The sequence below is a fragment of the Sinorhizobium sp. 8-89 genome, from assembly GCF_030124325.1.
Classification (GTDB): Bacteria; Pseudomonadota; Alphaproteobacteria; order Rhizobiales; family Rhizobiaceae; genus Sinorhizobium.
This window is the reverse complement of record NZ_JASKLR010000011.1, coordinates 68,738-82,658: the sequence shown is the minus strand read 5'-3', so window position 1 is coordinate 82,658 and position 13,921 is coordinate 68,738. Positions and strand designations below refer to the sequence as shown.

At 62.3% G+C, this 13,921-nt stretch carries 12 protein-coding genes; 6 read left to right on the top strand and 6 right to left on the bottom strand.

The genetic code is table 11. The annotated features are described in order from the left end of the window. Positions 1-22 precede the first annotated feature (22 nt). Both QN219_RS20390 and mepA read right to left on the bottom strand, forming a co-directional pair. Complete coding sequence (locus QN219_RS20390; protein WP_284001695.1) at positions 23-403, bottom strand: methylglyoxal synthase; 381 nt, start codon at positions 401-403, stop codon at positions 23-25. Between the two features lie 230 nt (positions 404-633). Next, positions 634-1,731, bottom strand: coding sequence for a penicillin-insensitive murein endopeptidase (gene mepA, locus QN219_RS20385; protein ID WP_284001693.1), 1,098 nt, complete (start codon positions 1,729-1,731; stop codon positions 634-636). Positions 1,732-2,033: 302 nt separating this feature from the next. Between mepA and QN219_RS20380 the strand changes: the two genes are divergently transcribed. The 5 genes from QN219_RS20380 to QN219_RS20360 all read left to right on the top strand — a co-directional run bounded on the left by QN219_RS20380 (position 2,034) and on the right by QN219_RS20360 (position 8,891). Beyond that, entirely contained in the window at positions 2,034-3,881 is a 1,848-nt protein-coding gene (locus QN219_RS20380; protein WP_284001691.1) for an extracellular solute-binding protein, read from the top strand. Between the two features lie 178 nt (positions 3,882-4,059). Next, on the top strand, positions 4,060-5,142 hold the full coding sequence (locus QN219_RS20375) for a microcin C ABC transporter permease YejB (protein WP_173511395.1): 1,083 nt from the start codon (positions 4,060-4,062) through the stop codon (positions 5,140-5,142). Continuing rightward, positions 5,142-6,284, top strand: coding sequence for an ABC transporter permease (locus QN219_RS20370; protein ID WP_284001690.1), 1,143 nt, complete (start codon positions 5,142-5,144; stop codon positions 6,282-6,284). Before QN219_RS20375 ends, QN219_RS20370 begins: the two co-directional genes overlap by 1 nt. A gap of 8 nt (positions 6,285-6,292) precedes the next feature. After that, complete coding sequence (locus QN219_RS20365; protein WP_284001688.1) at positions 6,293-7,921, top strand: ABC transporter ATP-binding protein; 1,629 nt, start codon at positions 6,293-6,295, stop codon at positions 7,919-7,921. A 10-nt stretch (positions 7,922-7,931) separates the two neighbouring features. After that, positions 7,932-8,891, top strand: coding sequence for a glyoxylate/hydroxypyruvate reductase A (locus QN219_RS20360; protein ID WP_284001687.1), 960 nt, complete (start codon positions 7,932-7,934; stop codon positions 8,889-8,891). 97 nt (positions 8,892-8,988) lie between these two features. Here QN219_RS20360 and QN219_RS20355 read toward each other — a convergent pair whose 3' ends face one another. From QN219_RS20355 to QN219_RS20345, 3 genes are all read right to left on the bottom strand, one after another. Beyond that, positions 8,989-9,843, bottom strand: a complete 855-nt coding sequence (locus QN219_RS20355) for an NlpC/P60 family protein (protein WP_284001686.1) — start codon at positions 9,841-9,843, stop codon at positions 8,989-8,991. Positions 9,844-9,865: 22 nt separating this feature from the next. Next, positions 9,866-10,216, bottom strand: a complete 351-nt coding sequence (locus QN219_RS20350) for a MarR family winged helix-turn-helix transcriptional regulator (RefSeq protein WP_284001684.1) — start codon at positions 10,214-10,216, stop codon at positions 9,866-9,868. 87 nt (positions 10,217-10,303) lie between these two features. Then, positions 10,304-11,695 carry a M17 family metallopeptidase gene (locus tag QN219_RS20345; RefSeq protein WP_284001682.1) on the bottom strand — a complete coding sequence of 464 codons (1,392 nt, stop codon included), beginning with the start codon at positions 11,693-11,695 and terminating at the stop codon, positions 10,304-10,306. Positions 11,696-11,826: 131 nt separating this feature from the next. On the opposite strand from QN219_RS20345, the gene QN219_RS20340 reads away from it, so the two are divergent. Next, positions 11,827-12,648 (top strand): tetratricopeptide repeat protein, encoded by an 822-nt coding sequence (locus QN219_RS20340; protein ID WP_284001680.1) that lies wholly within the window; start codon positions 11,827-11,829, stop codon positions 12,646-12,648. A gap of 315 nt (positions 12,649-12,963) precedes the next feature. Here the strand turns inward: QN219_RS20340 and QN219_RS20335 are convergent, their stop codons facing one another. Continuing rightward, positions 12,964-13,887 (bottom strand): type II secretion system F family protein, encoded by a 924-nt coding sequence (locus tag QN219_RS20335; protein WP_289624210.1) that lies wholly within the window; start codon positions 13,885-13,887, stop codon positions 12,964-12,966. Between the last annotated feature and the right edge of the window lie 34 nt (positions 13,888-13,921).

Here is a 13,921-nt window from a genome sequence, read left to right as displayed (position 1 = left end):
ATGGAATCTTTGAAACTGTGTATCAGTTGCGCCTGAAGGCAATCAACTCTTCGGCCGTGGCGCGGTTGAGCGCCATCGGGATGTTATAGACGATCGCCAGGCGCATCAGCGCCTTCACGTCGACATCATGCGGCATAGCCGTGAGCGGATCGACGAAAAAGATGAGGAAGTCCACGTCGCCGATAGCGATCATCGCGCCGATCTGCTGGTCGCCGCCGAGCGGTCCGCTTTTGAGACGGGTGATATCGAGCCCGGGACAAGCGTCCAGTACGCGGCCACCGGTCGTCCCGGTGGCGACGATCTTCCACTTGGACAGGACCGCCTCGTTTGCCTTGGCGAAGGCGGCGAGATCATCCTTCTTCTGATCATGCGCAATCAGGGCAAGACATTTCCGACCGGCCATGCAGCCTCTCCAGAGTCAATTTAAATCGATTTGAAAGCCCTATACATGAGCATCGTGCAGTTGGAAAGCCAGGCAGGGCCGGCCGACCATTTCGCCGGCCGGCGCCTACAGCGCCGCGCGCCTTATCAGACGCGCAAAGTTCGCTGTAGCACTTGAATTGCTGAATGTTTTTATCCTTCATCGGCTACGATTTAAGGATACATGCAGTGCGGGCGCATCCGCCCGGACCGCTATTGCAACGCTGGACGCGGCAACGGAACCGGAATGTTCTCCAAAGGCGCCGCGGCTGCTGCCCCGATGACGGCTTCGATGCTTGTCGCGGCGGCGGGAACGGCAGCGGCGGGCGCGGCGGCGGGAGCGGGAGCAACGGCTGCCGCGCGGTAGGCCGTGCCGTAGGTCGCTTCCTGTTCGGAAGCCGGGGCCGGACCGTCGAGCACCAGGGCGCAAGCCTTTGGCAGATCCGAAAGCATGGCAAACTTCGGCTTCACGGGCTTTTCCGGCTTCTTCTTCGGCTTCGCCCATGGCTCGTCGGTAAACCACCAGGCGAGCGACTTGTCGCAGCCGTCACCTCGCGGCACGCGCGCCTGCCCCTTGCAGCCGGTGGAGCCATCAGGGCATTTGATGCGAATGTGGAAGTGATAGTCGTGGCCGTAGATCGGCCGCACCTTGCCGAGCGCCGAGCGGTCGCCCCTCCAGGTATCGCAGAGCTTCTTCTTGATCGCCGGATTGACGAAGACGCGCTCTACTTGGGGATAGCTCGCCGCCAGCATGATCAGCCGCGCGTGCGTCGGCGTCCATATGGATGGATCGACCGTCAGGAACTTGTTCTTCTGCAGCATGGAGGTCGCGGAAATCGATTCGCGTTCCTGATAGCTCAGCGTCCTTTGCGGCATGGGTGTCAGCCAGATATCGGCGTCTAGCCCGATCTGGTGCGAGGCATGGCCCGAGAGCATCGGACCACCCCGCGGCTGCGAGATGTCGCCGAGCAGAAGCCCCGGCCAGCCGACCCTTTCGGCCGCATCACGGGAGAATCGCTCGATCAGCGCAACCATCTGCGGATGGCCCCAGCGTCGATTGCGCGACAGGCGCATGGCCTGCCAGGTCTCACCGTCGGTCGGGATCGCGACGCCGCCGGCAAGGCAGCCTTTTGCATAAGAGCCGTATGCCGATGGTGTCATTGCCGCCGGCAGCGCCTTGGCGCCGAAGAGTTCCTTCGCAGGCGTTCGGTCGGCCGAGGCGGCGTCGGTAGCCAGAAGGCTCGCCCCCACGATCAAGCCCAGCATAGCCGAACCGCAGCGTCGAAAAGCAGCCGCTATTTCAAATCCCATTCCAATCCCCCGATCGCCGGCAGCGCCGGTATCTCACGCAGTCTGCCATCACCCCTATCCCGAATCACCGCGCTTGCGCGAGACTACAGCGCCGCGCGTCCGACGCGCAAAGATCGCTGTAGCACTTTGAATTGCTAACTGATTTTGTCCTCAAATCGATCCGGATTTAAGGAATCATGCAGTAGCAGTTCACCCGGATGTGACTCAAAAATTTCGCCTGATTTTGGGCAAGTCCTGTCAATTGCCCCGATTTCGCCTATTCTGGTTCGAAAGATCATCGAACCATAAGGGGAAGCAACTGGATGCTGGAATTGAGCGGTACTGTGAAGACGAAACTGGCGACCGCGCTTCTGGCAATACCTCTGTTCTTACCGCTTGGGGCGCGCGCTCAGGAACAGCTCACTTGGCACCATGGTCTTTCACTCGTCGGCGAGCTCAAATATCCACCGGGCTTCGAACGCTTCGACTATGTGAACCCCGACGCGCCGAAAGGCGGCGATCTCCGTCTTTCGCAGACGGGAACCTTCGACACGTTCAATCCGCTCCTCGAAAAGGGCGAGGCGGCGGTTGGCCTTTCGCTCATCTTCGACACGCTGATGAAACCGGCGGACGACGAAATTTCCACAGCCTATGGTCTGCTTGCCGAAAGCGTTTCGTTTCCGGATGACATCTCGTCCGCCACGTTTCGCCTGAGGAAAGAAGCGAAATGGTCGGACGGCAAACCCGTGACGCCGGAAGACGTTGCCTTCAGTTTCGAGAAGGGCAAGGAGCTCAATCCGCTTTACCAGAGCTATTACAAGCATGTCGTCGCAGCGGAAAAGACAGGCGAGCGGGAGGTCACGTTCCGCTTCGACGAGAAAAACAATCGCGAGCTGCCGCACATTCTCGGCCAGCTTCTGATTGTCCCGAAGCACTGGTGGGAAGCGCCCGGTCCGGACGGCAAGCCGCGCGACATCACGCGCACGACGCTCGAGCCGGTGATCGGCTCAGGTCCCTATCGAATCGCCTCGTTTTCGGCCGGATCGACGATCCGTTACGAACGCCGGGACGATTATTGGGGAGCAGACCTCAACGTCAATGTCGGGCAGAACAATTTCGGCTCCATCACCTACACCTTCTTCGGCGACAGCGGCGTCGAGTTCGAGGCCTTCCGCGCCGGAGACGTCGATTTCTGGCGCGAAACGCAAGCGCGCCGGTGGGCGACCGGTTACGACTTTCCGGCGGTCAAGGAGGGACACATAAAACGCGAGCAGGTGCCGTTCAGGGCGACCGGCGTCATGCAGGCGCTCGTGCCGAACATGCGCCGCAAACCTTTCGATGACGAGCGCGTGCGCGAGGCCCTCAACTATGCCCTCGACTTCGAGGAACTGAACCGTACCGTCTTCTTCAACCAGTACACGCGGGTGGACAGCTATTTCTTCCTGACGGAACTCGCTTCCACCGGCCTGCCGCAGGGTCTGGAGCTCGAGATCCTGAACGAGGTCAAGGACAAGATCCCGCCTGAGGTCTTCACGGCGCCCTATGCGAATCCCGTCGGCGGCACGCCGCAGAATGCCCGCGACAACCTGCGCAAGGCGATCGCGCTCCTGAAGGAGGCGGGTTTCGAGCTCAAGGGCAACCGCATGGTGAATGTGGCGACAGGGCGGCCCTTTTCCTTCGAGATCCTGCTGAGCAGCCCGATGCTGGAGCGGGTGGTCCTGCCCTATGCCCAAAACCTCAAGCGGATCGGCATCGAGGCGAGCGTGCGCACCGTTGACCCCTCCCAATACACAAACCGGGAGCGGGCGTTCGACTACGACATGACCTGGGAGGTCTGGGGCCAGACCTTGAGCCCCGGAAACGAGCAGGAGGACTTCTGGGGGTCGACGTCAGCCGCGCGTCAGGGTTCGAGAAACTACGCCGGCATCGCCGACCCGGGCGTCGATGCCTTGATCAACCGCGTCATCTTCGCCAAGGACCGCGAAACGCTCGTGGCCGCCACCAAGGCACTCGACCGGGTGCTGCTCGCTCACCATTACGTCGTGCCGCTCTACTACCCGCGGGCGGCGAATATCGCCTATCGCGACACGATCGACAGGCCGGCGGAACTGCCGAAATACGCGATCGGCTTCCCCGATATATGGTGGTGGGCGGCCGCCGCCAAGCAATGAAACGCTTGCGCTCGAGGTGGCTCTCGATTCCAAATGCAAAAAACGAATCACTTAAATGCGGGGAACGCCCCGGCGCGGCGCACGGCAAGGAGTATCACGTATTGAGACGAAATAGACGGCAAGCCGAAGCACCGCGGATCCACGCGATCGGCGGCAACACGATGCCGAGGTTCGCCTGATGGGTGCCTATATCCTGCGTCGGCTTCTGCTGATGATCCCGACGATCGTCGGCATCATGGCAATATCCTTCGCCGTCGTGCAATTCGCGCCGGGCGGGCCGGTGGAACAGGTGATTTCGGAGCTGACGAACGCTGCCGGTTCGGACCGCCTCAGCGGTGGCGGCGGCGATCTGCTCCAGAGCGGCGGCGACGAGGGCGGCCGATATCGCGGAGCACAGGGCCTCGATCCCGAATTCATCGCAAAGCTCGAGAAGCAGTTCGGCTTCGACAAGCCGCCGCTCGAACGCTTCCTGACGATGATGTGGAACTATGCCCGCTTCGATTTCGGCGAGAGCTTCTTCCGCAACACGTCTGTTGTCGACCTCATCATCGACAAAATGCCGGTCTCCATCTCGCTCGGCGTCTGGATCCTCATCTTTTCCTACGCCATTTCGATCCCGCTCGGCATCAGGAAGGCCGTCACCGACGGTTCCACATTCGATGTCTGGACGTCAGGCATCATCATTATCGGCTATGCCGTACCGGGCTTCCTGTTCGGCATCCTGTTGATCGTGGTTTTCGCAGGCGGATCCTTCTTCGACTGGTTCCCTCTACGCGGTCTCGTCTCGGACAATTTCTATGAACTCCCCTGGTGGCAGAAGATCCTCGATTACTTCTGGCACATGACGTTGCCGCTGATCACGCTCCTGCTTTCGGCCTTCGCAACGACGACGCTGCTCACCAAGAACTCCTTCATCGACGAGATCAAGAAGCAGTATGTGACCACGGCGCGCGCGAAGGGGTTGGCGGAACGGCAGGTGCTTTACGGCCACGTCTTCCGAAACGCCATGCTGATCATCATCGCCGGCTTTCCCGGCGCCTTCATCTCCGCCTTCTTCACCGGTTCGCTGTTGATCGAATACATCTTCTCCCTCGATGGGCTGGGCCGGCTCGGCTACGACGCCGTCGTCAAACGCGACTATCCGATCGTCTTCGCGACGCTCTACATCTTCTCGCTGATGGGCCTCTTTGTCAGTCTGATCTCCGATCTGATCTATACCTGGGTCGACCCGCGCATCGATTTCGAGCGGAGGGACGTCTGATGAGTACGGTCACGACCCTTCCCCGCCAAGACGGAGTTCCCGCCAAAGGCTGGCTGACACCGATCGGACGGCGACGCTGGCAGAACTTCAGGGCCAACCGCCGAGGCTACTGGGCGCTTTGGATCTTTCTTGTCCTCTTCGGCCTCAGCCTTTGCGCCGAATTCATCGCCAACGACAAGCCGCTCGTCGCCTCATACAAGGGTGAGACTCTCTTCCCGGTTCTGGTCAACTATCCTGAGGAGAAGTTCGGCGGATTTCTTGCCGAAACGGACTACCGCTCGGATTTCATCCGTGACGAGATCGAGGCCAATGGCTGGATGATCTGGCCGCCGATCCGCTATTCCTACCAGACGGTCAACTCGAACATTCCCCATTCGGCGCCGACGCCGCCTTTCTGGCTGATGAGCAAGGAGGAGCGCTGCTCCGCCTACCCGCAAGGCGCCTCTGATCCGGGCTGCACACTCGGCAACCTCAACTGGCTCGGCACCGACGATCAGGCGCGCGACGTGATGGCGCGGATGATCTACGGGTTCCGTATCTCGGTCCTCTTCGGCCTCCTGCTCACGATCGCCTCCGCCGTGATCGGGGTTTCGGCCGGCGCCGTCCAGGGTTATTTCGGCGGCTGGACCGACCTGCTTCTCCAGCGGTTCATCGAAATCTGGTCGTCGATGCCGGTGCTCTATATCCTGCTGATCATCGCCGCCATCCTGCCGCCCGGTTTCTTCATCCTGCTCGGCATCATGCTGCTTTTCTCCTGGGTCGGCTTCGTGGGCGTGGTCAGGGCGGAGTTTCTGAGAGCCCGAAACTTCGAATATGTGAACGCCGCACGCGCCCTTGGCGTCGGCAACGGTACCATCATGTACCGTCACCTGCTGCCGAACGCGATGGTCGCCACACTCACGTTCCTGCCGTTCATTCTCTCCGGTTCGATCACCACGCTGACGTCGCTCGACTTTCTCGGTTTCGGCATGCCGCCGGGTTCGCCCTCGCTTGGCGAGATGATCGCCCAGGGCAAGTCCAACCTCCAGGCGCCTTGGCTGGGGCTGACGGCCTTCTGCGCCATGTCGGTCATGCTTTCGCTGCTGATTTTCGTCGGCGAAGCGACGCGCGATGCCTTCGATCCAAGAAAGACATTCAGGTGAGCGCGACGATGACAGAGACCCTTCTTTCCGTTCGCGATCTCTCCGTCGCCTTCCATCAGGGCGGCGAAACGTCGGCCGCAGTCGATCACATTTCCTTCGACATCAGGCGCGGCGAGACGGTCGCGCTCGTCGGCGAATCCGGTTCCGGCAAATCCGTATCGGCGAATTCGATCCTGAAGCTGCTGCCCTATCCGGCCGCGAGCCACCCGAGCGGCGAGATCTTCTTCAACGGCAAGGATCTCCTGAAGGCAAGCGATGCCGAGCTCAGGCATGTCCGCGGCAACGACATCACGATGATCTTCCAGGAACCGATGACGTCGCTGAACCCGTTGCATACGATCGAGCAGCAGATCGGTGAGATCCTCGACCTTCACCAGGGCATCGAAGGCGCTGCCGCGCGGACAAAAACGCTGGAGCTCCTGAACCAGGTGGGCATCCGCGAAGCGGAAAAGCGCCTCGGCGCCTATCCGCACCAGCTTTCCGGCGGCCAGCGTCAGCGCGTCATGATCGCCATGGCGCTGGCTAACCGGCCGGAACTCCTGATCGCCGACGAGCCGACGACGGCGCTCGACGTCACCGTGCAGGCGCAGATCCTGGAACTGCTGAAATCGCTCAAGGATGAGCACGGCATGTCTATGCTCTTCATCACGCACGATCTCGGGATCGTGCGCAAGATCGCCGATCGGGTCTGCGTCATGACCAAGGGCAAGATCGTCGAAACCGGCCCAACGGCGGAAATATTCGCCAACCCCCAGCACGCCTATACCCGCCATCTGCTCGCCTCCGAGCCCAAGGGCGAGCCGCCGCCTTCCGATACCTCGAAGCCGATCGTCATAGAGGCCAGCGACGTGAAGGTCTGGTTCCCGATCAAGGCGGGGTTCATGCGCCGTGTCGTCGATCACGTCAAAGCGGTGGACGGCGTCGACCTGACGCTCCGCGCCGGCCAGACGCTCGGCGTCGTCGGCGAGTCCGGGTCGGGTAAGACGACGCTGGGTCTGGCGCTGACGCGCCTCATCTCCTCGAAGGGTCGCATCGCCTTCGTAGGCAAGGACATCGAGGCCTACAGCTTCCGAGAGATGCGGCCGCTCAGAAACAGGATGCAGGTTGTCTTCCAGGATCCGTACGGCTCACTCAGCCCGCGCATGTCGATCGCCGACATCATCGGCGAAGGACTGAAGATCCACGAAAGCGCCCTCTCCGGCGAAGAACGCGACGCGCGCGTCGCGGCCGCCCTTCAGGAGGTCGGGCTCGATCCGGCGACCCGCTGGCGCTATCCGCACGAATTTTCCGGCGGCCAGCGGCAGCGCATCGCGATTGCCCGCGCGATGGTGCTGAAACCGCAATTCGTCATGCTCGACGAGCCGACCTCGGCGCTCGACATGAGCGTGCAGGCTCAGGTAGTCGACCTGCTCCGCGACCTACAGCGCAAGCACAATCTCGCCTACCTGTTCATCAGCCACGATCTCAAGGTCGTGCGGGCGCTTGCCAACGAGATGATCGTCATGCGCCTCGGCAAGGTGGTCGAACAGGGGCCGGCCGAGCGCATCTTCGAGGCGCCGGGCGAGGACTATACCAAGGCTTTGATGGCTGCCGCCTTCAATCTCGAAGCCGTCAATCTCTCCGCCATCCGTCAGTAGAGTTCTGAGAATGCCCCCCAAGAGTCCCGTCATCGTCGACCTGAAATTCATTCCGGAGGAAGTGGAGGCTGCTCTGGAAGGAGCATTCCCCGATCGCGAAGTGATCAATCGCGCGGATCCTGCACAGAGCGGCCGCGATCTCTCCGGCATCGACTATGCGGTGGTCTGGAAATCAGCGCCGGATCTCTTTTCGCGCGCGCCCGACCTGAAAGTGGTCTTTTCCGGTGGCGCAGGCGTCGACCACGTATTGACGCTGCCGGGCCTGCCTGATGTCCCGCTGGTGCGCTTCGTCGACCGGACGCTGACGACACGCATGAGCGAATGGGTGGTGATGCAGTGCCTCCTGCATCTGCGCCAGCATCGCGCCTATGAGGCGCTGGCTCAACGGCGGGAATGGCGCGACCTGATTCAGCCGGAGGCGGCCGACATCACCGTCGGCATCATGGGGCTAGGCGTGCTCGGTCAGGATGCCGCCCGCAAGCTCGCGATCATGGGCTTCAATGTGATCGGCTGGTCGCGAACCAAGCGGGCGATCGAGGGCATGGACACCTATGGCGTCGCCGACCTCGAGGCCTTTCTGGCGCGCACGGACTTTCTCGTCGGCCTGCTGCCGCTGACAGCGGAAACCAAGGGCATATTCAGCGCCGCCCTGTTCGCGAAGCTCAGCCGCAAAGGGCCTTTTGGCGCGCCGGTCTTCATCAACGCCGGACGCGGCGGCAGCCAGGTGGGAGCAGACATCCTGGAATGCCTTGATTCCGGCGTGCTTGCGGCGGCTTCCCTCGATGTCTTCGAGGAGGAGCCCCTCTCCCCGGACAGCCGCTTCTGGACCATGCCCAACGTCTACGTAACGCCCCATGTCGCCGCCTCGTCCGACGTCAAGGCGCTCTTTGCCCATGTCGAACAGCAGATCGCGCGCTTCGAAAGCGGCCTGCCGCTCGAGCACGTCGTTGATAGGTTAGCCGGCTACTGATTGGCGCTTGTCGTAATCATCCTCGGGCTTGGCCCGAGAATCCAGAATTAACGGGTCATGCGATCCTAAGCCGCTGCGTACTTTTGGGTGACATGCATTAGGGCCGGCGATAGCCGGTCGGCTGGTCGTAGAGCCAGCCGATGCGGCGGATCGCATCCTCGAGCCCTTCGCGCGCAACCGTCATGGTATGGCCGTTGGCATGAATCAGCGTGCGCTCGTCCTCCATGATCGCCACATGGCCCTTCCAGAAGACGAGGTCGCCGCGCCGAAGCTTCTCGCGGCTTATGACCTGCCCGAGGCCACTCGCCTGCATGTCGGAGTCGCGTGGCGCATTGCTTCCCACCATCTGCATTGCAAGCTGTACGAGGCCGGAGCAGTCGATGCCGAAACCCGACCGGCCGCCCCAGAGATAGGGGGTTTCGAGAAAGCGCGTCGCCACGCTCACATAGTCGCCGGCGAGTGCCTCGCCCGCCAGGGTGCAATGATTGGCGACGACAGCCAATCCGCCGTCCAACAGGAAATAGCGCGTGCCACGGGTTTCTGTTTCACCGGCGACACGCAGGCGGCTCCCCATGGAAAGGGCGAAGGCCTGGGGAAAGCGCAGGTCGGCGCCGTGATAGGCAAATGTTCGCGGCACCGAGACGACGTGGGTCGCCGGCTTTTCGGAAGAGGTCAGCGCGTCCTCAGGCACATAGCCGACATAACCGTCGAGATCGGCTTTCACCCATGCCCAACCGTCCGCAACGTCCAGCACACGCGCCGTCTCCCCGTAGAGCAGTTCCGTGTCGGCGCCGCATGCGGGATCGGGCCTCGCACGCAGCGGAGTTACGGAAACAGAAACGGTCGCCGGCGTACCTTCGACATAGCGCCCGGCTTCGACAACGCCACGCAGGCGCGCCTCCGCGAGATCATCGCGATAGGCATTGAGGCGGCGGTCAGGCAATTGCGACATGGGCTAACTCACAAGGGCGGTTCTACAGGGACATGCTTCGACCCTGATTGATGATCAGATCGCCGAACTTTTCAAGATATAGTGCACCTTCGACGGTGCGTTTGATGACAACGTTGCGCCGGTCGCGCTCGTCGCGTACCCGGTCGACCAGACCGAGCGCGCCCATGGTGTCGAGCGCGCGGGTGATCACCGGCTTCGTCACCCCGAGCGTCGCCGCGAGGCCTCGGACAGTATGCGGCGGCGGAACGAGATAGATCTGCAGCAGAATCGCCATCTGGCGCAGCGTCAGGTCGCGGCTATCGACCCGGACCTGCTCGAGCGTCACTGAATGCCAGAGGCCCAGGGCTTGCGAGGGCGTAAGCTCGACCGGCAATGAAAACTCCCGCGTAACGAATGCCTGTACGGATAGCAGGCGATCGTTACGCAAGCGTTTCTTTTACGCAGACCCGCCGTGCAGGTTCTATTTCGCGATCTTGCCTATGTGGTGATAGAGCGCCCGGATCGCCTGCGCTTCGCCCCCGACGGGAGAATGCGGGCGTTCGGCCTGGGCCCAGCCGAAAATGTCGAAATGCACCCAGCTCTTCGCATTGGTGACGAAGCGTTTGAGGAACAGCGCCGCCGTGATCGCCCCGGCCATGCCGCCCGCGGGCGCATTGGTGAGGTCGGCGATCCGCGCGGAGACATCCTTGTCGTAGCCCATGTGGAGCGGCAGCCGCCACATCGGATCGTCGACGCTGCGGCTTGCGTCCGAGAGAGCGTGAGCAAGCTCCCTGTCGTCGGTAAAGAACGGCGGCAGGTCCGGGCCAAGCGCGACCCGGGCGGCTCCGGTCAGTGTCGCCATGTCGACGATGAGATCGGTCTGATCCTCATCGGCATAAGCGAGCGCATCGGCAAGGATCAGCCTGCCCTCGGCGTCGGTATTGTCGATCTGCACCGTGAGTCCCTTCCGGCTCCGGTAGATATCACCCGGCCGGAAGGCGTTCGACGAAATCGAGTTCTCGACCACCGGAACGATGACGCGCAGGTCGACCTTCAGCTTGGCGTCCATGATCATCAGCGCGAGACCCATCACATTCGCGGCGCCGCCCATGTCCTTCTTCATGAGCAGCATCGAGGCCGCCGGCTTGATGTCGAGACCGCCGGTGTCGAAGCAAACGCCCTTGCCGACCAGCGTCACTCGTTTGTGGCCCTTCTTGCCCCACCGTATCTCGAGAAGCCGGGGCGCCTCGGCGCTGGCACGGCCGACGGTGTGGACCAGCGGAAAATTCTGCGCCAGAAGAGCCTCGCCCGATATCACCGAGACATCGGCCTTGTAATGGCCGGCAAGCGCCCGGAAGGCCGCCTCGAGCGCTTCCGGCCCCATGTCGTTGGTCGGCGTATTGATGAGGTCGCGCGCCAGAAAGACGCCGGCGAGTTGCCTCTTGATGTCGGTCGCATCCGCATCGGCCGGGATGAGCAGCGTCGGCGCCTCCACCTTGGCGGATTTGTAGCGCTCGAAACGGTAGGAACCGAGGCCGTAGCCGAGCGCCAGCCGGTCGGCGGTCAACGGCGCCGTTTCGATATGCCACTTGCCGGCGGGCAATGCGCGGGCGAGCTTTCCGGTGAGGAACGGCGCTTCCCAAGGATTGGCACCGAGGCCGAACAGCGCGCCGCCGAGCTGGCCGTCGGACGACGGAATGAGAAGGACGGCGCCTGCCTCCGCCTTGAACCCCGCCTTCTTCGCCCAGTCGAGCGCGATCGGATCGATGCTCCCCGTTTCGATGTGCGCCGGCGTGACCGCGAAGATCGGCAGCGTCTTGCCGGTGCTGGTGTTGAACGGCGACGGCCGCTCGATGAACTGATAGGGAGCCATGGAAATCCTCGACTGACAGAAACGGATCGCGCGATTAACGCTCCGTTAGGGTTAACAGATTATTGCTGGAGTGAAAGTTGCGCCGCTGATGTTGGGAGTTCCGGTGCGAACGCATGCTGGGGACACCACTCATGACCGCTCAAGCCATTTGCTCGCCCTTACTCCCTCGACTTATTCAGAGTACCGCCGTGGTGCTTGTCGCGCTGTCGCTCGCCGGCTGCGCCGGCCAGCAAAAGAAGGAGCTCACCACCGGCTCGATCCCGACGCACTCGAAGCCCGTACAATCGATGAACGCAACGGAGCTCTCGCAGGCTGCGGAGAGCATCGGGCAGGCCTATGAGCGCAACCCTAGAGATCGCGAGGCGGGTCTCAACTACGCCAATCTGTTGCGCATGACCGGCCGCAACGAACAGGCGCTCGCCGTGATGCAACAGGTGGCGATCAATCATCCCTCGGATCGCGAGGTTCTGGGTGCCTACGGCAAGGCGCAGGCCGCGGCCGGCCAGCTCGAACAGGCATTGACGACGATCCGCCGGGCGCAAACGCCGGACCGTCCGGACTGGAAGCTGAAATCCGCGGAGGGCGCGGTTCTCGACCAGCTCGGCCGGTCGTCGGAAGCGCGTCTCAGATACCGCGAGGCCTTGGACCTGCGCCCCAACGAGCCGTCCGTGCTCTCCAATCTCGGCATGTCCTACCTGCTGACAAAGGATCTCAGGACCGCCGAAACCTATCTCAAATCGGCCGCCGATCAGCCCGGCGCCGACAGCAGCGTCCGGCAGAACCTCGCCCTCGCCGTCGGCCTCCAGGGACGCTTCAAGGAAGCCGAAGCAATCGCCAGTCAGGAATTGACCGCGGAGCAGGCGGAAGCAAACGTCACCTATCTCAGGTCGATGCTGTCACAGCAGGGAGCCTGGAAGCAGCTTGCCAAAGCCGACGACGCAGGCACCAACTAACGCCGGCTTTTTTCTTCCACCCGGGCCCCGCTGCCCCCATTCTGCCGTCATCCTCGGGCTTGACCCGAGGATCCAGGCGCAACGTCGCAAGAACTCGAAAAACAGGTCACGCCCGGTCGGATGGACGGCATGCAGGAACAGCGTTTGCGACTGGATCCTCGAGCCCGAGGATGCCGCATTGGTGGGCGGCGCCCCATTATCTCGCACGCCTGGCCGGCAGGTGCCCAATGCGAGCCTCCGCGCGCAGGCAGCGTTTACAGCGACGACAAGCAAGATCTGGAGCAACGCGCGCTTACCCCTTGCAACGCGGACTTTCTAAAATTTGTCCGCCACCTGAATGCCGGCCGGGCCGAGGATCACGGCGACGAGAACCGGCAGGAAGAAAAGAATCATCGGCACCGTGAGTTTCGGCGGCAGCGCGGCCGCCTTTTTTTCCGCCGCATTCATGCGCTGGTCGCGGCTTTCCTGGGCCAGCACGCGCAGGGCCTGCGCCACCGGCGTGCCGTAGCGATCGGCCTGGATCAGGGCCTGGGTCACCGACTTCACGTCGTCGATGCCGGTGCGCAGGCCGAGGTTTTCGAGCGCGACGCGCCGGTCCGGCAGGAATGAAAGCTCCGCCGTCGTCAGCACCAGCTCCTCCGCCAGCGGCGGGGATTGCGCTGCGATCTCGTCGGCCACGCGGCGCATGGCAAGTTCCATGGAGACTCCTGATTCGACGCAGATCAGCAACAGGTCCAGCGCATCGGGCCAGGCGCGGCGGATCGAATGCTGGCGTTTGGAGATCGCATTGACGATGAAGATATTCGGCGCATAGAAGCCGAGATAAGCGAAGCCTACGGCGAACAGCAGCCTGATCATGAGCGGCTTGTCGGCAAAGTTGCCGAGGACGAAAATATAGACGACAGCGACGATGAGAAACAGAAACGGCAGGCAGAACCGAGCAAAAAGGAAGGTATTGAGCGCGTTCTGCGATCGATAGCCTGCTGTTTTCAAACGGTTGACGGTGTTGTCGTCGACGAGCGCCTTTTTCAGGTTCAGCCGCTCGACGATCTGGCGCACCGAGGTGTTGTTCTGCGTCCGCAGACTTCCTCTGCCGCTGGCGGCTTCGGCATTCAGCCGCGCGCGCTCGCGGGCGCGAATGAATTCGCGTTCGGTCGCCACCGATCTCATGCGCTTCGTCAGGTCGCCCCGTTCGAAGAACGGGACGGCAAGCGAATAGAACGTCGCCAGCACCGCCATCGAGACCAGAGCGGCGATTATGATGTTCGGATCG